The sequence below is a fragment of the Pseudomonas xanthosomatis genome, assembly GCF_019139835.1.
Lineage (GTDB): Bacteria > Pseudomonadota > Gammaproteobacteria > Pseudomonadales > Pseudomonadaceae > Aquipseudomonas > Aquipseudomonas fakonensis.
Window position 1 is genome coordinate 5,472,743 of the sequence record NZ_CP077075.1, and the last position, 19,378, is coordinate 5,492,120.

16 protein-coding genes are annotated in these 19,378 nt (G+C 66.0%); 7 read left to right on the forward strand and 9 right to left on the reverse strand.

The genetic code is table 11. From position 1 onward, the window contains the following. Window positions 1-102: 102 nt before the first annotated feature. From KSS93_RS24175 to edd, 9 genes are all read right to left on the reverse strand, one after another. A complete protein-coding gene (locus KSS93_RS24175) occupies window positions 103-1,254 on the reverse strand; it encodes an ABC transporter ATP-binding protein (RefSeq protein WP_217886298.1) in 1,152 nt (383 codons plus the stop codon). Between the two features lie 3 nt (window positions 1,255-1,257). Next, the gene (locus KSS93_RS24180; protein WP_217886299.1) at window positions 1,258-2,103 is read right to left on the reverse strand and encodes a carbohydrate ABC transporter permease; all 846 of its coding nucleotides are present in this window, start codon (window positions 2,101-2,103) and stop codon (window positions 1,258-1,260) included. After that, window positions 2,096-3,004 carry a carbohydrate ABC transporter permease gene (locus KSS93_RS24185; RefSeq protein WP_217886300.1) on the reverse strand — a complete coding sequence of 303 codons (909 nt, stop codon included), beginning with the start codon at window positions 3,002-3,004 and terminating at the stop codon, window positions 2,096-2,098. Before KSS93_RS24185 ends, KSS93_RS24180 begins: the two co-directional genes overlap by 8 nt. A 78-nt stretch (window positions 3,005-3,082) precedes the next feature. Beyond that, the gene (locus KSS93_RS24190) at window positions 3,083-4,369 is read right to left on the reverse strand and encodes an ABC transporter substrate-binding protein (protein WP_217886301.1); all 1,287 of its coding nucleotides are present in this window, start codon (window positions 4,367-4,369) and stop codon (window positions 3,083-3,085) included. A gap of 116 nt (window positions 4,370-4,485) precedes the next feature. Next, window positions 4,486-5,703 (reverse strand): D-mannose isomerase, encoded by a 1,218-nt coding sequence (locus KSS93_RS24195; RefSeq protein WP_217886302.1) that lies wholly within the window; start codon window positions 5,701-5,703, stop codon window positions 4,486-4,488. Window positions 5,704-5,822: 119 nt separating this feature from the next. Then, window positions 5,823-7,277 (reverse strand): ATP-binding protein, encoded by a 1,455-nt coding sequence (locus KSS93_RS24200; RefSeq protein WP_217886303.1) that lies wholly within the window; start codon window positions 7,275-7,277, stop codon window positions 5,823-5,825. Further along, window positions 7,261-7,983 carry a response regulator gene (locus KSS93_RS24205; RefSeq protein ID WP_217886304.1) on the reverse strand — a complete coding sequence of 241 codons (723 nt, stop codon included), beginning with the start codon at window positions 7,981-7,983 and terminating at the stop codon, window positions 7,261-7,263. Before KSS93_RS24205 ends, KSS93_RS24200 begins: the two co-directional genes overlap by 17 nt. A 99-nt stretch (window positions 7,984-8,082) precedes the next feature. Then, the gene (locus tag KSS93_RS24210; protein WP_217886305.1) at window positions 8,083-9,042 is read right to left on the reverse strand and encodes a glucokinase; all 960 of its coding nucleotides are present in this window, start codon (window positions 9,040-9,042) and stop codon (window positions 8,083-8,085) included. After that, a complete protein-coding gene (gene edd / locus KSS93_RS24215) occupies window positions 9,039-10,865 on the reverse strand; it encodes a phosphogluconate dehydratase (RefSeq protein ID WP_217886306.1) in 1,827 nt (608 codons plus the stop codon). Before edd ends, KSS93_RS24210 begins: the two co-directional genes overlap by 4 nt. 260 nt (window positions 10,866-11,125) lie before the next feature. Here edd and gap point away from each other — a divergent pair, with 260 nt between their 5' ends. The 7 genes from gap to KSS93_RS24250 all read left to right on the forward strand — a co-directional run bounded on the left by gap (window position 11,126) and on the right by KSS93_RS24250 (window position 19,200). Next, window positions 11,126-12,127: a type I glyceraldehyde-3-phosphate dehydrogenase gene (gene gap, locus KSS93_RS24220; protein ID WP_217886307.1), complete on the forward strand. Its 1,002-nt coding sequence runs from the start codon at window positions 11,126-11,128 to the stop codon at window positions 12,125-12,127. A 175-nt stretch (window positions 12,128-12,302) separates the two neighbouring features. After that, window positions 12,303-12,815 (forward strand): RNA polymerase sigma factor, encoded by a 513-nt coding sequence (locus tag KSS93_RS24225; protein ID WP_217886308.1) that lies wholly within the window; start codon window positions 12,303-12,305, stop codon window positions 12,813-12,815. A 60-nt stretch (window positions 12,816-12,875) separates the two neighbouring features. Then, window positions 12,876-13,871, forward strand: coding sequence for a FecR family protein (locus KSS93_RS24230; protein ID WP_437182068.1), 996 nt, complete (start codon window positions 12,876-12,878; stop codon window positions 13,869-13,871). A 131-nt stretch (window positions 13,872-14,002) separates the two neighbouring features. Next, window positions 14,003-16,588 (forward strand): TonB-dependent receptor, encoded by a 2,586-nt coding sequence (locus tag KSS93_RS24235; protein WP_217886310.1) that lies wholly within the window; start codon window positions 14,003-14,005, stop codon window positions 16,586-16,588. A 160-nt stretch (window positions 16,589-16,748) separates the two neighbouring features. After that, entirely contained in the window at window positions 16,749-17,342 is a 594-nt protein-coding gene (locus tag KSS93_RS24240; RefSeq protein ID WP_217886311.1) for a biliverdin-producing heme oxygenase, read from the forward strand. Between the two features lie 49 nt (window positions 17,343-17,391). Next, on the forward strand, window positions 17,392-17,799 hold the full coding sequence (locus tag KSS93_RS24245; RefSeq protein WP_217840110.1) for a YbaN family protein: 408 nt from the start codon (window positions 17,392-17,394) through the stop codon (window positions 17,797-17,799). 54 nt (window positions 17,800-17,853) lie between these two features. Further along, entirely contained in the window at window positions 17,854-19,200 is a 1,347-nt protein-coding gene (locus KSS93_RS24250) for a CoA transferase (RefSeq protein ID WP_217886312.1), read from the forward strand. Window positions 19,201-19,378: the final 178 nt, after the last annotated feature.

Consider the following 19,378-nt stretch of genomic DNA (forward strand, 5'->3'; position numbering starts at 1 on the left):
GTACGGCACAGGCCTAAGGCTCATGCCGCCCCTGTGGGAGCGGGCTTGCCCGCGAACACCGGCGTAGCCGGTGCCATCCACCGCATCGCCTGGTGCGTTCGCTCAGCGGCCTTTGAAACGGGCCACGTTATCCTTGCTCGGTGCATTGGCAGACAGGTCCAGCCGTTCGCCGCTGGCGGCGTCGAACAGCAGCACCCGCGCCGGGTCGAACTGCAAGTCCAGGCTGTCGCCCACCCGGCACGCCACATCCGGTGCCAGGCGGCAGCAGACCTTGGTCTGGTTGAGGGTGACGAACACCAACAGGTCCGGGCCGGTGGGCTCGGTCACCTGCACCTCGGCGCGGATGCCCGGCAGGCCGTTGCCTTGGGCGCCGCCCAGGGTGATCTGCTCGGGGCGCACGCCCAGGATCAGCTCGCGGCCTTCCAGCCCCTCGCCAGCCACCCCAAGCGGCAGCTCGCAACGGGCCTGGCCGCTGTCCAGCAATGCCAGCACACGGCCGTCCTGGCGGGCCAGGCGCACCGGGATGAAGTTCATCGGCGGCGAACCGATGAAGCTGGCGACGAACAGGTTGGCCGGGTCGTTGTAGATCTGCTGCGGGGTGCCGAACTGCTGGATGATGCCGTCCTTCATCACCGCCACCTTGTCGCCCAGGGTCATGGCCTCGATCTGGTCGTGGGTGACGTACACCGTGGTGGTTTTCAGGCGCTGGTGCATCAGCTTGATCTCGGTGCGCATTTCCACCCGCAGCTTGGCGTCGAGGTTCGACAGCGGCTCGTCGAACAGGTAGATCTTCGGCCGGCGCGCCAATGCCCGGCCCATGGCCACCCGCTGCTGCTGGCCGCCCGACAGCTGGCCTGGCTTGCGCGCCAGCAAGTGCTCGATCTGCAGCAGCTTGGCCACCCGTGCCACTTCTTCGTCGATGGCGGCCTGGGGCAGCTTGCGGATTTTCAGGCCGAAGGCGATGTTGTCGCGCACGTTCATGGTCGGGTACAGCGCGTAGGACTGGAACACCATGGCGATGTCCCGGTCCTTGGGGCTCATGCCGCTGACGTCCTGCTCGTCGATCAGGATCGCCCCGCCGCTGATGCTCTCAAGGCCGGCAATGCAGTTCATCAGGGTCGATTTGCCGCAACCCGAAGGGCCGACCAGAATCAGGAACTCACCGTCCTTGATCGCCAGCTGGATATCCTTGAGCGTGTCCGGCAGCCCGGTGCCGTAGGTCTTGTGCACATTACGCAGTTCGAGTGTTGCCATGACTTACCCCTTGACCGCGCCGGCCGTCAGCCCGCGCACGAAATACTTGCCCGCAATCACGTACACCAACAGCGTCGGCAGCCCGGCGATCATCGCCGCGGCCATGTCGACGTTGTATTCCTTGGCCCCGGTGCTGGTGTTGACCAGGTTGTTCAGGGCCACGGTGATCGGTTGCGAGTCGCCGCTGGAGAACACCACCCCGAACAAGAAGTCGTTCCAGATCTGGGTGAACTGCCAGATCAGGCAGACCATGATGATCGGCGTCGACATCGGCAAAATGATTCGCCCGAAGATGGTGAAGAACCCGGCGCCGTCCAGGCGCGCAGCCTTGACCAGCGCGTCGGGGATACTCACGTAGTAGTTGCGGAAAAACAGCGTGGTGAAGGCCAGCCCGTACACCACGTGTACCAGCACCAAGCCGGTGTTGGTGCTGGCCAGGCCCAGCTTGCCGAGGGTGAACGAGGCCGGCAGCAGCACGGTCTGGAACGGCAAAAAGCAGCCGAACAGCAGCAACCCGAAGAACAGCTGCGAACCACGGAAGCGCCACATCGACAGCACGTAGCCGTTGAGCGCACCGATGGCGGTACTGATCAGCACCGCCGGCACGGTGATCAGCACCGAGTTGACGAAGTAGCCGCTGACCGTGGCCCAGGCCTTGCTCCAGCCGATGGCGGTGAACTCGGTGGGCCAGCTCAACAGGTTGCCGGTGCCGATGTCTTCCGGGCTCTTGAAGCTGGTCAGCAGCATCACCACCAGCGGCACCAGGTACAGCAGCACCGCCAGCAGCAACACCGCGTGGATGGCGATGCGGCTGAGGTTCAGCGCCGGCTTGTCATAAAGGCTAGTCATGGCGTTTGCCCCGCAGCTCGGAATACAGGTAAGGGACCAGAATCGCCAGGATTGCGCCGAGCATCAGGATCGCGCTGGCCGAGCCCATGCCCATCTGCCCGCGGCTGAAGGTGAACGAGTACATGAACATCGCTGGCAGGTCGGAGGAATACCCCGGGCCGCCTGCAGTCATCGCCGCCACCAGGTCGAAGCTCTTGATGGCGATGTGCGACAGGATCATCAGCGAGCTGAAGAACACCGGGCGCAGGCTGGGCAGCACCACGGTCCAGTAGATGCGCGGAAGGCTCGCGCCATCCAGTTGCGCGGCGCGGATGATCGACTGGTCGACCCCGCGCAGCCCGGCGAGGAACATCGCCATGATGAACCCCGAGGCCTGCCACACGGCAGCGATCACCAGGCAGTAGACGACGCGGTCGGGGTCGATCAGCCAGTCCAGGCGAAAGCCCTCCCAGCCCCAGTCACGCAGCAGCTTGTCCAGGCCCATGCCCGGGTTGAGCAGCCACTTCCAGGCGGTACCGGTGACGATCATCGACAGCGCCATGGGGTACAGGTAGATGGTGCGGATGAAGCCCTCGCGGCGGATGCGCTGGTCCAGCAGCACCGCCAGCAGCACGCCGATGGCCAGGCTGATGCCGATGAACAGGCCGCCGAACAGCAGCAGGTTCTTGCTGGCCACCCACCAGCGGTCGTTGTCGAACAACCGCGCGTATTGCGCAAGCCCGGCCCACTTGTAGGTGGGCAGGAAGGTGGAGGTGGTGAACGAGAGGACGAAGGTCCACAGGATGTAGCCGTAAAAGCCTACCAGAACGATGAACATGCTCGGCGCCAGTACCAGTTTCGGTAGCCAGCGCTGCAGCGCGTCCAGGGGGGAGGCCCGCAGGGGGGCGGTTGCTGTGATCATGGTCATATACCAGGAGAGAGGGCCAACACATCACCTGTGGGAGCGGGTTCACCCGCTCCCACAGGGGCTCGCCAGCGACTACTTGGCGGCGTTGATCGCTGCGGCGAGCTTCTTGGCGGCATCGGCAGGCTCTGCCTTGGGGTCGTTGATGTAGTTGGTCACCACATCGAAGAACGCCCCCTGCACCGCCAGGCTGGTGGCCATGTTGTGCGCCATGCTTGGCTGCAGACCACCGTTTTTGGCGTCTGCCAGGAAGTCCTTGGCCGCCGTCTGGGCGCAGGCGTCGAAGCCGTACTTGCCCATGTCGGCAAGCATGTCGTTGCGCACCGGGATCGAGCCCTTGTTGGTGCTGAACACCTTCTGGAAGTCCTCACCCAGCACCTTGCGGGCGATGTCCTGCTGGCCGGCGGCGGTGCCTTGGTCTTTTTGCTTGAACACCACCAGCGAGTCGATGTTGTACAAAAAGCCCTTTTCGGTGCCCGGGAACGGCACGCACTGGTAGTCCTTGCCGGCGGTTTTCCTGGCCAGGGTCCATTCGCTCTTGGCCCAGTCGCCCATGATCTGCATGCCGGCCTTGCCGTTGATGACCTTGGCCGCTTCCAGGTTCCAGTCCTGGCCCTTGCCGTCCGGGTCCATGTAGGTGGCGACCTTCTTCAGCTCGGTCAAAGCCTTGACCATCTCGGGGCCGGTCAGGGCCTTTTCATCGAGGTCGACCAGGGCCTTCTTGTAGCCCTCGGTACCCATCACCGACAGCACCACGCTTTCGAACACGGTGCTGTCCTGCCACGGCTGGCCGCCATGGGCCAGCGGGATGAAGCCTGCGGCCTTGAGCTTGTCGGCGGCGGCGTAGAACTCTTCGAGGGTGGTCGGCGCCTGGGCGATGCCGGCCTTCTTGAATACCTCTGGGTTGATCCACAGCCAGTTGATGCGGTGGATGTTCACCGGCACGGCCACGTAGTCGCCCTCGTACTTGACGGTGTCGGCGACTTTCTTGTCCAGCAGGCTGTCCCATTTTTCCTGCTTGGCCACGTCCTTGAGCACGTCGGGGTCGAGCAGGCCGGTGGCCGCCCAGTCCTGAATGTCCGGCCCCTTGATCTGCGCGACCGCTGGCGGGTTGCCGGCCACCGCGCGGCTTTTCAGTACGGTCATGGCGGTGGCGCCACCGCCGCCGGCCACGGCACCGTCCTTCCAGGTGAAACCGTCTTTCTCGACCTGGGCCTTGAGCACATCCACCGCAGCCTTTTCGCCACCGGACGTCCACCAATGGACCACTTCCACGCTGCCTTTGGAATCGGCGGCATGGGCGCTGAGCGAGCACAGGGAGGCGAGGGAAATTGCGGCGGCCAGACGAAGCGTCGAATGCATGGGAGTACCTTTCTTGTTGTTATGCGTGGCAAGACTGTCGCTTGCATTGCACTGGAGTTTAAGTACGCCGCGCAGCCCGTCAGGTAACGAACGGATGCGCGAATGTCATCACTTGGTTACAAAGCCAGGGCGCTGGCCAAACTGGGCGCCAGCGGCAGACGTGGCAGCAACAGGGCCTGCAGGGCGTGATAGAGGTCCGGCTTGCCGCCCCAGATGCGTGCGCCGGGCAGGTTGTCGGGGTCGAGCTCGTGGTGCCAACTGCCGTGGCTGCGGTCGATGAAATGCTCGGCAATGAAGCCCCAGAAACAGCGATACCAGTGCTCGTACTGGGCGTCGCCGGTACGTTGCAACAGGGCTGCGGCGGTGGCGCTGGCCTCGGCATGCACCCAGTGCAGGCGCTCGCGCACCACGGGGCGGTTTTGCCAGTCGAGGGTGTACACCAGCCCCGGCGCACCGTCGGCGTGCCAGGCGTGTCGGCAGGCGCTGTCGAACAGCCCGCACGCGCCAATCAGCAAGGCGTCTGGCGCTGGCAGCCCGGCGCGCTTCAACGCAGCCTCCAGGTGCAGCAGCAAGCGGGCCCACTCGTAAGCATGGCCGGGGGTGGTGCCGTAGGGGCGGAAACCGTCAGCGGGGTTGTCGCGGTTGTAATCGGGCAAAGGCTGCCAATGCGCATCGAAATGCTCGGTCACGCGGTAACCGTCGCCAGCCGCCTGCACCAGGATCAAGCGCTGCACCATGCGCAACGCGCGCTGCAACCAGCGGGTGTCGCCGGTGACATCGGCCAGGGCCAGGAATGCCTCGACACCGTGCATGTTGCTGTTGGCACCCCGGTAAGCCTCGGCCTGCTGCCAGTCGCGGCTGAACGACTCCAACAAGGCGCCCTCCTCTTCGCTCCAAAAACGCCGTTCGATCACCTCGCAGGCCTCGCGCAGCAGCGCCTGCGCCTCGACCACCCCGGCGACCACCGCCGAGCTTGCCGCCAGGGCAACGAAGGCATGCAGGTAGGCCGCCTTGTCAGCGCCGCCATGGCCTTCGGCGTGGGCGAACCAGCCGCCATGCTGCGCATCACGCAGAGGGCTCTGCAGGGCGGCGACACCGTGCTCCACCAGCCCCTTGCAACCGGGCACACCTTGCAGGTGAGCCAGGGCAAAGCTGTGGGTCATGCGGGCGGTGTTCATGGTTTCGGCGAGTGCGCCACGGGGCAGGCGGCCGGCGTCGTCGAGGTTGCCGAAGCCTTGTGGCAGGCGCGCGGCGCGGGCGAAGTCGAGCAGGCGCAGGGCTTCACCTGTAAGCCAGGCGTGGTGCGTGGGGGAATCGAGCCAGCGGTGGGTCATGGGCGTGGTCGTCCTTGTTGTTGTCAGGCGATTCTAGCCAGCCGTCCTGGCTGGGATGTCACGAAGGCCGGCGGGAATGTCACCGGGTGGTGACAATCAGGGCTTGCCCCGCGATGGCGTCAATCGGTACTGCGCGGCAGGTACAGGGTTACCCGCAACCCGCCTTCACGCAGGTTGAGCAAACTCACCTCGCCGCCATGGCTATGGGCGATGTTGCGCGCGATGCCCAGCCCCAACCCATACCCCTGCTGCTGCCCGGCCAGGCGAAAATGCGGTTCGAACACCTGCTCCAGGCGCTGCTCCGGCACCCCGGGGCCTTGGTCGTCCACTTGCAGCACAAAGCTCTCGGCGCTGTCAATGATGCGCAGGTGCGCCCGCTCGCCGTACTTGATGGCGTTGTCGATCAGGTTGCCGATGCAGCGGCGCAGGGCCAGCGACTTGCCCGGGTAGGGCGCCAGCGCGCAGCCCTCGAGGGTGATGCGGCCATCACCCAGGTAAGGCTCGGCAAGCATCTCCAGCACTTGGTTGAGGTCGATCGGCTCGATGTTCTCGTGGATGTCGGTGTCTTTCACGCACTGCAGCGCGCCCTTGACCAGCAGCTCCAGCTCGTCGAGGTCGCGGGTGAATTTGCCCTGCAGCGCCTCGTCTTCCAGCAGTTCGACCCGCAGGCGCAGGCGTGTGATGGGGGTGCGCAGGTCGTGGGACACCGCACTGAACAACTGGGCGCGTTCGGTGAGGTAGCGGCTGATGCGCTCGCGCATGCTGTTGAACGCCCGGCCTACCTCCACCACTTCGCTGCCGCCGCCTTCGGTCAACGGCGCCACATCAGCGCCCAGCGACATGTCCCGCGCCGCACGTGCCAGGCGCTTGAGCGGCCGGCTCTGCCAGTGCACCAAAAGGCCGATGAACACCAGCAGCATGGCGGTGGTCAGGGCGATGAAGCCGATCTGCTGGCGCGGCAGGCGCTCGGCCTCAAGGCTGGTGTAGGGCTCGGGCAGCAGCGAGGCGATGTACAGCCACTCGCCCTCGCCCAGGCGGATCTGCGTCACCAGCACCGGCGGGTTCAGCGGCTCAAGGGTCAGCGAATAGTGCGCCCACGAACGCGGCAGCTCATCAAGCTTCAGGCCGCTGTTGAAAATGCGCAAATCGTCGGGGCTGACGAACTCCACCGAAATGTCCATCTGCGCGCCCAGGCGCTCGTGCAGCACCTGCTGGAACACATCGATCACCGCCTGCTTGCGCGGGGTGATGGGCAGCACCGGCATGTCCAGCGGTTTGACGTTGAGCGAGACGAAAAAGCGCGTGCCGCCCATGCTGCGCAGCTGGTCCAGCACCATTGGCCGATAGGCCACCGGCAACGAGCGAAAGTAGCTGACGCTGGCACTCATCGAATGGGCCAGGCTGCCGGCGCTGGCACGCAGGCCCTGCAACTGGCTGGCGCGCAGCTGCGCCACCCAGATCACGCTCGACAAGCCCTGGGCCAGCACCACCACCAGCAAGGTGAGCAGCAGCATGCGCCCCAGCAACGAGCGCGGCAGCAGGCGCCAGCGGCGCTCGCTAGGCAGGGCAGACATGGGCCGCCAGCAGGTAGCCGCTGCCGCGTACGGTGCGGATCAGCCGCGGCGGCTTGTCGGTGTCGCGCAGGCGCTGGCGCAGGCGGCTGACCGCCATGTCGACGATGCGGTCCAGGGGCATCGGCTCGCGCCCACGGGTGGCGTTGCCGATGGTGTCGCGGTCGAGAATCTGTTGCGGGTTGTCGAGGAACAGCTTGAGCAGGGCAAAGTCGGCGCCAGACAAGATCACCTCCTCGCCGTCGCGGTGGAACAGGCGGTGGCTGACCGTGTCGAGGCGCCAGTCGTCGAAGGCCAGCACGGCGCTGGCCGGTATCGCCTGGCCAAAGTCGGCGCGGCGCAGCAGGGCCTTGATCCGCGCCTGCAGTTCGCGCGGGCTGAAGGGTTTGCCCAGGTAGTCATCAGCGCCCAGCTCCAGGCCGATGACCCGGTCGGCCTCGTCGGAGCTTGCGGTGAGCATGATGATCGGCACCTGGGCCAGGCGCGGGTGCTGGCGCACCCAGCGGCACAGGCTGAAGCCGTCCTCGTCGGGCAGCATCACATCGAGGATCACCAGGTCGTAGCTGCCGGCGTCCAGCGCCCGGCGAAAGCCCTGGCCGTCGGGTTCGGCATGTACCTGCAAGCCTGCGCGGCTGAGGTAGGTTTGCAGCAGTTCGCGGATGTCCTGGTCGTCGTCGACCATCAGGATCGATTTGCCGGCAGTGCTCACAATGGTCCGTCCTCTGGTAAACGCAGGTCTTTGTGCCTGCTGTTGAGGGCTGCTTTGCAGCCCTTGCGCCGCGAAAGGGCCGCAAAGCGGCCCCAAAATTCAATGATCCAACGCCTGCTGCAGCGCCACCCCGGCCCCCAGCAACCCGGAAAACTCGGCCGTCACCAGCCACACCGGCACGCCGGCGAAGTAGCCGCTCATGCAGCCCTTGTCGGCGAAGCTTGCCGCAAAACCACTGCGCAGGAACAGCTCGGCAAAACGCGGGATCACCCCGCCGACGATGTATACACCGCCACGGGCGCCAAGGGTGAGCACGTTGTTGCCCGCCACCCGGCCGAGGAAGCGGCAGAACTGCTCGACCACGGCCAACGCCCGGGGCTCGTTGGCCAGGGCCGCATCGGTGATCTGCGCCGGGGTCTTGTGCTTGGGGGTATCACCATCCAGTGCGCAGATGGCCTGGTAAAGCCGCACCAGCCCGCCACCGCTGAGCACGGTCTCGGCGCTGACATGGCCGATCTGACGGTGAATTTCCTGATGGATCGCCGCCTCGCGGGCGTTGCCCACCGGCAGGTCGACATGCCCGCCCTCCCCCGGCAATGCCATCCAGTGCTGCTCGCCCAGGCGCAGCAGGCTGCCGACGCCCAGGCCAGTACCCGGGCCGATCACCAGCGCCGGGCGTGCAGGGTCGGCCTTGCCGGGGCAGACCTCACGGTACTCGCCGTCCTGCAGGCGGGTCATGCCCAGGGCCATGGCGGTGAAGTCGTTGACCAGCAGCAGGCGCTCCACCTGCAGCGCCTGGCAGAACGCCGTGCGGCTGAGGCGCCAGTGGTTGTTGGTGAAGCGGAATTCGTCGCCGTCCACAGGCCCGGCCACCGCCAGGCACACCGCTGCCAGCCCGCCACGGGCGATGTGCTGGTCAGCCAGATAAGCCTCGATGGCCTGCTCGGGGCTGGTGTAGTCGGCGGTGGCGAACACCTGTACCGCCTCCAGCCGGTTGTCCCGCCACAGGGCGAAACGTGCGTTGGTACCGCCGATGTCACCCACCAGCAAAGCCTTCATTCAAGGGTCTCCAGCGCCGAGGTGAAGGCGCTCGCGCCCTTCTCCGCCGGGCTGAACGCCATACGCATGAAGCCGAACAGCTCGCGCCCGCAGCCCAGGTCGTTGCCTTTGGGGGCTTCGGGCAGGTCACGGCTGGCCAGTTCCTCGGCCGACACCATCACCCGCAGCGTGCCTTCGACACCATCGACCCGCACCATATCACCATCGCGCACCCGCGCCAGCGGGCCGCCGTCGAACGCCTCGGGGCACACGTGGATGGCCGCCGGGATCTTGCCCGAGGCGCCAGACATGCGCCCGTCAGTGACCAGCGCCACCTTGAAGCCGCGGTCCTGCAGCACACCGAGGAACGGCGTGAGCTTGTGCAACTCGGGCATGCCGTTGCAGCGCGGGCCCTGGAAGCGCACCACGGCGACGAAATCGCACTCAAGCTCGCCAGCCTTGAACGCGTCGGCCAGCGACTGCTGGTCATGGAACACCCGGGCCGGGGCCTCCACCACCTGGTGCTCGGGGGCCACGGCAGAAACCTTCATCACCCCGCGGCCCAGGTTGCCCTCCATCACCCGCAGCCCGCCTTCGGCGGAGAACGGCCGCGCCACCGGGCGCAAGATGCTTTCGTCGAGGCTCTGCGTCGGGCCTTCGCGCCACACCAGCTGGCCGTCCTCAAGGAACGGCTCCTGGGTATAACGGCGCAGGCCGTGGCCGGCCACGGTATTGACGTCCTCGTGCAGCAACCCGGCATCGAGCAGTTCGCGGATCAGAAAAGCCATGCCGCCGGAGGCCTGGAAGTGGTTGATGTCGGCCTTGCCGTTTGGGTACACGTGCGACAGCGTCGGCACTACTTCGGAAAGGTCGGCCATGTCCTGCCAGGTGAGCTGAATGCCCGCAGCCTGGGCGATGGCCGGGATGTGCAGGGTGTGGTTGGTCGAGCCACCGGTGGAGTGCAGGGCGACGATGGAGTTGACCAGCGCCTTTTCGTCGACGATCTCGCCGATCGGCATGAAGTTGCCGCTGGCCTTGGTCATGCGCGTGACCTGGCGCGCGGCCTCGGCGGTGAGCGCATCGCGCAGCGGGGTGTAGGGGTTGACGAACGAGGCGCCTGGCAGGTGCAAACCCATCACTTCCATCACCAGCTGGTTGGTGTTGGCAGTGCCGTAGAAAGTGCAGGTGCCGGGGCTGTGGTAGCTCTTCATCTCCGATTCGAGCAGCTGCTCGCGGGTGGCCTTGCCCTCGGCGTAGCGCTGGCGCACGTCGGCCTTTTCTTTGTTGGAGATGCCCGAAACCATCGGCCCGCCGGGTACGAAAATGGTCGGCAGGTGGCCAAAGCGCAGTGCGCCCATCATCAGCCCCGGGACGATCTTGTCGCAGATGCCCAGCATCAGGGCCGCGTCGAACATGTTGTGCGACAGCGCCACCGCCGTGGACATGGCGATCACTTCGCGGCTGGCGATGGCCAGCTCCATGCCCGGCTCGCCTTGGGTGACGCCATCGCACATGGCCGGCACGCCGCCGGCGAACTGGCCCACCGAGCCGACCTCGCGCAGGGCCTGTTTGATCTGTTCGGGGAAGTGCTGGTACGGCTGGTGCGCCGAGAGCATGTCGTTGTAGGCCGAGACGATGGCCACGTTGGCCGCGTTCATCAGGCGCAGGGTCTGCTTGTCGTCGCCACCGCAGCCGGCCACGCCGTGGGCGAAGTTGGCGCATTGCAGGCTGGCGCGCATGGGGCCGTCACTGGCCGCGCCGCGGATCAGCTCAAGGTAGCGTTCACGGGTGCGGCGGCTACGGGCGATCAGCCGTTCGGTGACCTCAAGGATGCGCGGGTGCATGTATCGACTCCAGGCTAATAGGGGCGGCTTCACCGGGCATTGTCCCTCCAAACGATTGCGGCCTAGGCTCTGGTAAGGCACTGCTGGCGCAAGCGTGGAGCGGCTTCCCGACCACTCGTTGTAGATTTAACAAAATACTGCCACTAAAAAGGCTTGTTTTCTATCTGCCAGTGAATAATCTTGTAATTCCAATAACAAAACCGTTTCAGTGAAGCTGCTCTTTTTGCCACAGGCTTCACCCGACTGCCAGAGGTAACGCCATGACCCTTCGCATCGCCATCAACGGATTCGGCCGCATCGGGCGCAATGTCCTGCGCGCACTCTACACCCACGGTTATCGCCAGGACCTGCAGGTCGTCGCCATCAACGACCTGGGCGACAGCGCGATGAACGCCCACCTGCTCAAGTACGACAGCGTCCACGGCATTTTCGATGCAACGGTTGAGGCCGACCACGAAAGCCTCACCGTCAACGGTGACCGGATTGCGGTCAGCGCCATCCGCAACCCGGCAGAGCTGCCCTGGAAAGCCCTGGCCATCGACGTGGTGTTCGAATGCACCGGCCTGTTCACCGAGCGCGCCAAGGCTGCCGCGCACATCACCGCCGGCGCCGGCAAGGTGATCGTCAGCGCCCCGGCCAAAGGCGCCGACGCCACCGTGGTGTACGGGGTCAACCACGACGTGCTGCGCGCCTCGCACCAGGTCATCTCCAACGCCTCGTGCACCACCAACTGCCTGGCCCCGGTGGCCCAGGTGCTGCACCGCGAGTTCGGCATCGAGCAGGGCCTGATGACCACCATCCACGCCTACACCAACGACCAGGTGCTCACCGACGTCTACCACGGCGACCCCTACCGCGCCCGCTCGGCCACCCAGTCGATGATCCCGAGCAAGACCGGCGCCGCCGAAGCCGTGGGCCTGGTACTGCCGGAGCTGGCCGGCAAGCTCACCGGCATGGCGGTGCGGGTGCCGGTGATCAACGTGTCGCTGGTGGACCTCACGGTGAACCTCAAGCGCGAGGCCACGGCAGAGGAGGTCAACCAGGTGTTCCTCGAAGCCAGCCGCCACTCCCGCGTGCTGGGTTACAACACCCTGCCGCTGGTGTCGTGCGACTTCAACCACAACCCGCTGTCGTCGATTTTCGACGCCAGCCACACCCGCGCCAACGGGCGCATGCTCAAGGTGCTGGCCTGGTACGACAACGAATGGGGCTTCTCCAACCGCATGCTGGACAACTGCCTGGCGTTGTTCAGGGCCAAGTGACCTGCAGGCCTTTCACGATCCCTGTAGGAGCGGCCTTGCCGGGGCGCCGGACCGGCAAGGCCGCTCCTACACAGGCCGCATTCTCCCCTCTTTACCCATTCGTGACATTTTTACCCTTGACCCGCCACATGGATGATAAGCATTATCATTCACCCTCAAGCGGCCAGGTCCCCCCGTGAGTCAGTCCCGGTTCAATTCAGTCTTCCTCAACCAGCGCATCAGCCTGCTGCGCACGCTGCAGCGCATGGTCGGCAACCCGAGCACCGCCGAGGACCTGCTTCAGGAAACCTACCTGCGGGTCACCCGTGCGCTGGGCGAGCGGCCCATCGAGCACCTGGAGCCCTTCGTGTTCCAGACCGCCCGCAACCTTGCCCTGGACCACCTGCGCGCCCGCCGGGTGCAGGCGCGCATGCTGCTGGAAGACGTGCCCGAGCAAGTGCTGCACAACGTCGCCGCCCCGGTGGGCAGCAGCGAGGACGCAGCCCAGGCCGAACAGTTGCTCAAGCACCTGAGCATCAGCCTCGGCCAGCTTACCGAGCGCCAGCAGCAGATTTTCATCCAGAGCCGCCTGCACGGCGCCAGCTACCTGGAAATCGCCGAAAAACTGAAGGTTTCGGCCAGCACGGTACAAAAGGAATTGAAATTGATCATGGCCATCTGCATGGGCGTGGCCGACCGTCACCAGTGACGCGACCGCTCGCCGCGCCCGCACGCAAAGGCCTTGCCATGCGCCGGGCCTGCACGGATCATGCGCAACACAAGCTGCCCCCTAGGACCCACCGTGACCGACCAGCCCTCCGATTGCCCGACACCCGCCGAGCCTGACGCCCGCGCCCGTGCCCGCAGCGAGGCGATGGACTGGCTGATCCGCCTGCAGTGCGCCAGCGCCGAAGACACCGAAGCCTTCGAGCACTGGCTCGGCGCCGAGCCGGAAAACGCCGAAGCCTACGTGGAGGCCGAGGCGCTGTGGAACGGCACCCCGCTGCGCCAGGCCGCAGGCGTGTTGCACAAGCAACGCAAGCGCTCCCTCGGCGGGCGCCTGCGCAGCCACTGGAAGCCCCTGGCCACGGCCGCCGTGCTGCTGGTGGGCTTGTTCAGCTTCGGCAACCTGCCGGTACGCCTGCAGGCCGACCACCTCACCGTGGTCGGCGAGCGTCAGCGCCTGCAACTGGACAACGGCGCCAAGGTGCTGCTGAACACCAACTCGGCCTTTGCCAGCGAGGTGCGCGACGGCCACCCGGTAGCCCGGCTACTGCAGGGCGAGGCGTACTTCGAGGTGGCCGGCCAGGGCCAGCCGCCGCTTGAGGTGCAAGCCGGCCCGCTGCGCGCCAGCGTGCGCGACACCGACTTTGCCGTGCGTTACCTGGACGGCGAGGCGCAGTTGCGGGTACAGCGCGGCGATGTCGACCTGCAGGGCAGCGCCGACCAGCGCATTCGCCTGAGCGCAGGCGAGAGCATCAGCGTCGGCCCGGCCGGCTTCGGCCCACGCCAGCGCCCCGACATGCGCCAGGACCTGGCCTGGGTCGATGGCCGGCTGATCTTCGAGAACTGCCCGCTTAGCCAGGTACTGGCCGAAGTGCGGCGCTACTACCCCGGCTGGATCATCAGCCACAACGCCGAACTCGAACAGGTGGCGGTGACCGGCAACTACCGCCTCGACCAGCCGCTGGAAACCCTGCGCGCCCTGGCCCACATCACTTCGGCACAACTGCACGAATACCCCGCGCTGGTCATTCTCAACTGACCACAAAGTTTTTTTACGCGATCACCACAGCCTGCCCGTCTCGTTATAGCCAATACGATTGATTCTCGTTCGAAACCCTCGAAACCGGGAACAGCCAACGCCTATAACTTGCGCGACAGGGAGCGCTTTCGATGTTTTCAGGTCCTACCCGCCCGTCCACTTCACCCCGCCGTCGTGGCCAGCTGTCCCTGCTGACCCTGGCGCTGCTCGCCAGCGGTGCCTGCGGCCTGCCGGCCATGGCCGCAGAGCCGGCCCAGGCCAGCAGCCCGCGCATGGGCGACTACCGCTTCGCCATCGCCCAGCAGCCGTTGGTGGCAGCCATCAACGCCTTCAGCCAGGTCACCGGCTGGCAGGTAGGGTTCAGCGCCGAGCTGGCCGAAGGCGTCGCCTCGCCGGGTGTACAGGGCTCGCTGGCACCGGAAGCTGCCCTGCAGCGCCTGCTGCAAGGCACCGGCCTTGGCTACCGCAAGATCGGCAATGGCAACGTGGTACTGGAGCGCCAGGCGGTCGGCAATGCCATCGCCCTGCAGCAGATGACCGTCAGCGCCACCCGCAGTGCCCAGGATGTGAGCCAGGTGCCGAGCACGGTCAGCGTGCAGACCCGCGAGCAACTGGACCGGCAGAACGTCAACGACATCAAGCAGCTGGTGCGCTACGAGCCGGGTGTTTCGGTGGGCGGCGTGGGCCAGCGCAGCGGCCTGAACGGCTACAACATCCGCGGCATCGATGGTGAGCGCATCCTCACCCAGGTCGACGGCGTGTCGATTCCCGACAGCTTCTTCTACGGGCCGTTTGCCCAGACCCAACGCAACTACGTCGACTCCGAGGTGGTCAAGCGCGTCGAAATCCTGCGCGGCCCGGCCTCGGTGCTGTACGGCAGCAACGCCATCGGCGGCGCGGTCAGCTACTTCACCCTCGACCCCGAAGACATCATCAAGCCCGGCAAGGACGTTGGCGCACGCCTGAAGACCGGCTACAGCTCGGCCGACGAAAGCTGGCTGACCTCCGCCACCGTGGCCGGGCGCCATGGCGACTTCGACGGTTTGCTGCACCTGAGCCAGCGCAATGGCCACGAGACCGAGTCCTACGGCGAACACGGCGGCACCGGCCTCAATCGCACCCAGGCCAACCCCGAGGATGTGCGCACCACCAATGTGCTGGCCAAGCTTGGCTGGAGCTATGCCGACGACGCCCGCCTGGGCCTGACCTACGAGCGCTACAAGGATGATCGCGACCAGAACCTGCTGAGTGTGGTCGGAGGACCGTTCGGCAATGGCGTGGGTGCAGGCATGTACAAGGCCCGCAGTGGCAACGACACGGTCACCCGCGAACGCTTCGGCATCAACCACGAGTTCGGCCTCGAATCCTTGGTCGCCGACCACGTGAAGTGGAGCCTCAACTACCAGATCGCCAAGACCGACCAATACACCGAGGACGTCTACTCGCCGTTCGTGCGTACCGTGCTGCGCACCCGCGACACCACCTACAAGGATCGCCAGTGGGTGCTCGACGCCCAGTTCGACAAGGCGTTCAGCATCGGCAGCACCGATCACCTGCTGACCTACGGCACCACTGTCAAGCATGAGAAGGTCACCGGCACCCGCAGCGGTACCGGCACCTGCCTGGCGATCGGCATGGGTTGCCCGAGCGTGGGTGCAAACCGCCCCACCGACGGCCAGGCACTGGTCAGCGACTTCCCCGACCCGACCATAGACACTTACAGCCTGTTCGTGCAGGACGAGATCCGCTGGAACAACTGGACCTTCCTTCCAGGCGCCCGCTACGACTACACAAAGCTCGACCCGAAATTCACCGATGCCTTCCTGCGCGGCGCGGCGGCCAACGGCGGCAACCTGGACGATATCGACGAGTCATCGAAAACCTGGCACCGCGTTTCGCCCAAGCTCGGCGTAACCTATGCCTTCAACGACAACTACACCTGGTACGGCCAGTACGCCGAGGGCTTCCGCACGCCTACCGCCAAATCCATGTACGGCCGCTTCGAGAACTCGACCGTTGGCTACAGCGTCAAGCCCAACCCAGGCCTGGAACCGGAGAAGAGCAAGAGCTATGAAACCGGCCTGCGTGGCAACTTCGAAAGTGGCAGCTTCGACGTGGCCGTGTTCTACAACAAGTACCGCGACTTCATCAACGAAGACGCCGTGCAGTCGGCCGACCTGACCTCGACCTTCCAGGCCAACAACATCAAGCGCGCCACCATCAAGGGGGCCGAGTTCAAGGGCCGTCTGAACCTCGACCACTTCGGTGCGCCGCAGGGCCTGTATACCCAAGGCTCGCTGGCCTACGCCCATGGGCGCAACGACGACAACGGCCAGCCGCTGAACAGCGTCAACCCGCTGACCGCCGTGCTCGGCCTTGGCTACGAGCAAGCGAACTACGGCGGCCTGTTGAGCTGGACGCTGGTCAAGCGCAAGAATCGCGTCGACGACACCACATTCTTCGCCCCGGACGGCACCAGCACCCAGTTCAAGACCCCCGGCTACGGCGTACTCGACCTGACCGGTTTCTACAAGGTGACCGACGACATCACCGTCAACGCCGGCCTGTACAACCTGACCGACAAGAAGTACTGGCAGTGGGATGACGTGCGCGGCTACGACGCTATCGGTGAGGCTGGCGCCACCCAACCGGCCAACCTCGACCGCCTGACCATGCCGGGGCGCAACTTCGCCATCAACCTGGTGTGGGATATCTGACCCCTACAGTTTGAAACCATCGCGGGGCAAGCCCGCTCCCACGCCTCCGTGGGAAGCGGGCTTGCCCCGCGATCTTTTACCGGCACACGTGTTTTTTTACTGCCCAGCGCCCCCTTCTTCGTCTTGTCACTAGACGCCCTCATTACTCAAGGACCGCCCAATGACCGATCGCCCAGCCCTGCGCTCCCAGCGCCTAAACCAGGTGACCCACGCCCCGCACACCGAGCTGGACGCCCTGGTCAAGTCGCACAAGCCGTTCGACAGCCGCGAAAGCTTCGCCCGCTTCGTGGTTGCCCAGTACCTGTTCCAGTCCGAGTTGCAGGCGCTGTACACCGACCCGCAACTGATCGCCATCGTCCCCGACCTGGCCCAGCGCTGCCGCGCCGAACAGGCGCGCCTGGACCTGGCCGACCTCGACACCGAAGTGCCTGCACCAGTGGCCGGCGCACTGCAAAACCCAAGCCTGGGTGAAGCCATGGGCTGGATCTTCGTCTCCGAAGGCTCCAAACTGGGCGCCGCCTTTTTGATCAAGCGTGCCGTGGCCCTGGAGCTGTCCGAAAACTTCGGCGCCCGCCACCTCGGCGAGCCGGCCGGTGGCCGTGCCGAAGGCTGGAAGCAGTTCACCCGCATTCTCGACAGCCTGCAGCTGTCGGCCGAAGAAGACGCCGCCGCCGAACGCGGCGCGGTCGCCGCCTTCGAGCGCTTCACCGAACTGCTCAAAGCGGCCTACGCGGCCGATGCCGCACTGGCCTGACACGCTTTACCCGGCCGCCTGCGGGCGGCCGCACCGTTGCAGTGAGATCATGACCCGAATCGCCCGCTCCAAACTTGCCCGCCTGCTCTACGCGATCCTGGCCTATGTCAGCCTGGGCATTGGCCTGGTGGCCATCGTCATACCGGGGCTGCCGACCACCGAGTTCATCCTGCTGGCTGCCTGGGCCGCCACCCGCAGCTCGCCGCGGCTGTCGGCGTGGCTGGAGAACCACCGCTTGTTCGGGCCGATTCTGTACAACTGGCGCAACGGCAAGGTGATCCAGCGCCGGGCAAAAGTCAGCGCCACGCTCAGCATGCTGCTGTGCGCAGGGCTGATGCTGACCTTCCTCGAGCACCACTGGCCGGTGTTTCTGGCCATCGGCGGCATGGCCCTGGGTAACCTGTGGATCTGGTCGCGCCCCGAGCGGCCGACCGCGCCGGGTTCCGTCGCGCAATAATTTGCACCTGTGCCGCAGATGTACTGAAATGGGATCCACGAAGGAGGATCCTGCATGCAGCCGTTGCTCGACACCATCGCCCACTCCCTGAACCTCACCCCCACTCCCGTACGCTGGCATGGCATTGGCGCCCTGCCCTCGGCGTTCGCCGTCACCGAACTTGCCGCCGCCAGCGTTGGCGCCTGCGGCCTGGCCCTGGCCGAGCTGCTGGCAGGGCAACTGGACCGCTGCCCGCTGGTGCAGACAGACCGCCGCCTGGCTTCGTTCTGGTTCGCCGGCAGCCTGCGCCCCCAGGGCTGGGAGCCGCCACCATTGTGGGATGCCATTGCCGGTGATTATCAAGCCCGCGACGGCTGGATCCGCCTGCACACCAACGCCGCGCACCACCGCGCTGCAGCCTTGCAGGTGCTGGCCTGCGAGGCCAGCCGCGACAGCGTCGCAAGGCAAGTGGCGCAGTGGGATGCCGATACCCTGGAAAGCGCCGTGGTGGCCGCCGGCGGCTGCGCCGCGCGCATGCGTAGCTGGCTTGACTGGTGCGACCACCCGCAAGGCCAGGCGGTGAATGCCGAGCCGCTGGTGCTGCGCGAAACGTTCAACGCCCCGCCACTGGCCTGGCAGGGCAGCGAAACCCGGCCGCTGGCCGGCACCAAGGTACTCGACCTCACGCGCATTCTTGCCGGGCCCATCGCCACTCGCCTGCTGGCGGCTTTCGGCGCCGAGGTGCTGCGCATCGACCCACCGGGTTGGGACGAGCCGTCGGTAGCCGCCGAGGTAACCCTGGGCAAGCGCTGCGCGCGCCTGGACCTGCGCAGCGACCAGGGTCAGGCGACCTTCCGCCAGTTGCTCAGCGAGGCCGATGTACTGGTGCACGGTTACCGCGCCGACGCCCTGGAACGCCTGGGGCTTGGTAGCGAAGTACGCCGCCAGCTCAACCCCGGGCTGGTCGATGTCAGCCTGAACGCCTACGGCTGGAGCGGCCCCTGGCAGCACCGGCGCGGCTTCGACAGCCTGGTGCAGATGAGCAGCGGCATCGCCCATGCCGGCAAGCGCTGGCAGCAGGCCGAAAAGCCCGTGCCGCTGCCGGTGCAGGCGCTGGACCATGCCACCGGCTACCTGATGGCGGCCGAGGCGATACGCGGGTTGGGTGAGCGGCTGCGCAGCGGGCAGGCTTGCCGCTCAAGGTTTTCCTTGGCGCGTACGGCGAAACTGCTGATCGAACGGGGGACGGTCGAAGAAGACTTGCCGTTGGCGGCAGAGTCGACGCAGGACATTGCCGCGTTCACCGAGCACACGCCCTGGGGCGCGGCGCGGCGGCTCAAGGGGCCGTTGCAGGTGGGTGAGGCGGTGATGGGCTGGGAGCGGGGTGCTTGCGAATTAGGCTCGGCTTCAGCCCGCTGGTGAAGCTACCGGCGCTCATAGAAAAAACTACAACTCATTGATTTAACACGGCCCCTGTGGGAAGCGGCCTTGCCGGGGCGCCGTCCGGTCGAGATGGGGCGCGAAGCGGCCCCAAGGCATCGGCCTCATGCAAAATTGCCGGGGCTGCTGCGCAGCCCATCTCGACCGGACGGCGCCCCGG

Bases quoted from the DNA above. Each gene is read 5' to 3' on its own strand.
- KSS93_RS24190 (WP_217886301.1), bottom strand. From the start codon at position 4,369: ATGCATTCGACGCTTCGTCTGGCCGCCGCAATTTCCCTCGCCTCCCTG.
- KSS93_RS24210 (WP_217886305.1), bottom strand. From the start codon at position 9,042: ATGAAGGCTTTGCTGGTGGGTGACATCGGCGGTACCAACGCACGTTTC.
- KSS93_RS24250 (WP_217886312.1), top strand. From the start codon at position 17,854: ATGCAGCCGTTGCTCGACACCATCGCCCACTCCCTGAACCTCACCCCC.
- KSS93_RS24175 (WP_217886298.1), bottom strand. From the start codon at position 1,254: ATGGCAACACTCGAACTGCGTAATGTGCACAAGACCTACGGCACCGGG.
- KSS93_RS24245 (WP_217840110.1), top strand. From the start codon at position 17,392: ATGACCCGAATCGCCCGCTCCAAACTTGCCCGCCTGCTCTACGCGATC.
- KSS93_RS24240 (WP_217886311.1), top strand. From the start codon at position 16,749: ATGACCGATCGCCCAGCCCTGCGCTCCCAGCGCCTAAACCAGGTGACC.
- KSS93_RS24200 (WP_217886303.1), bottom strand. From the start codon at position 7,277: ATGTCTGCCCTGCCTAGCGAGCGCCGCTGGCGCCTGCTGCCGCGCTCG.
- KSS93_RS24185 (WP_217886300.1), bottom strand. From the start codon at position 3,004: ATGATCACAGCAACCGCCCCCCTGCGGGCCTCCCCCCTGGACGCGCTG.
- KSS93_RS24180 (WP_217886299.1), bottom strand. From the start codon at position 2,103: ATGACTAGCCTTTATGACAAGCCGGCGCTGAACCTCAGCCGCATCGCC.
- KSS93_RS24235 (WP_217886310.1), top strand. From the start codon at position 14,003: ATGTTTTCAGGTCCTACCCGCCCGTCCACTTCACCCCGCCGTCGTGGC.
- KSS93_RS24230 (WP_437182068.1), top strand. From the start codon at position 12,876: ATGCGCAACACAAGCTGCCCCCTAGGACCCACCGTGACCGACCAGCCC.
- gap (WP_217886307.1), top strand. From the start codon at position 11,126: ATGACCCTTCGCATCGCCATCAACGGATTCGGCCGCATCGGGCGCAAT.
- KSS93_RS24195 (WP_217886302.1), bottom strand. From the start codon at position 5,703: ATGACCCACCGCTGGCTCGATTCCCCCACGCACCACGCCTGGCTTACA.
- edd (WP_217886306.1), bottom strand. From the start codon at position 10,865: ATGCACCCGCGCATCCTTGAGGTCACCGAACGGCTGATCGCCCGTAGC.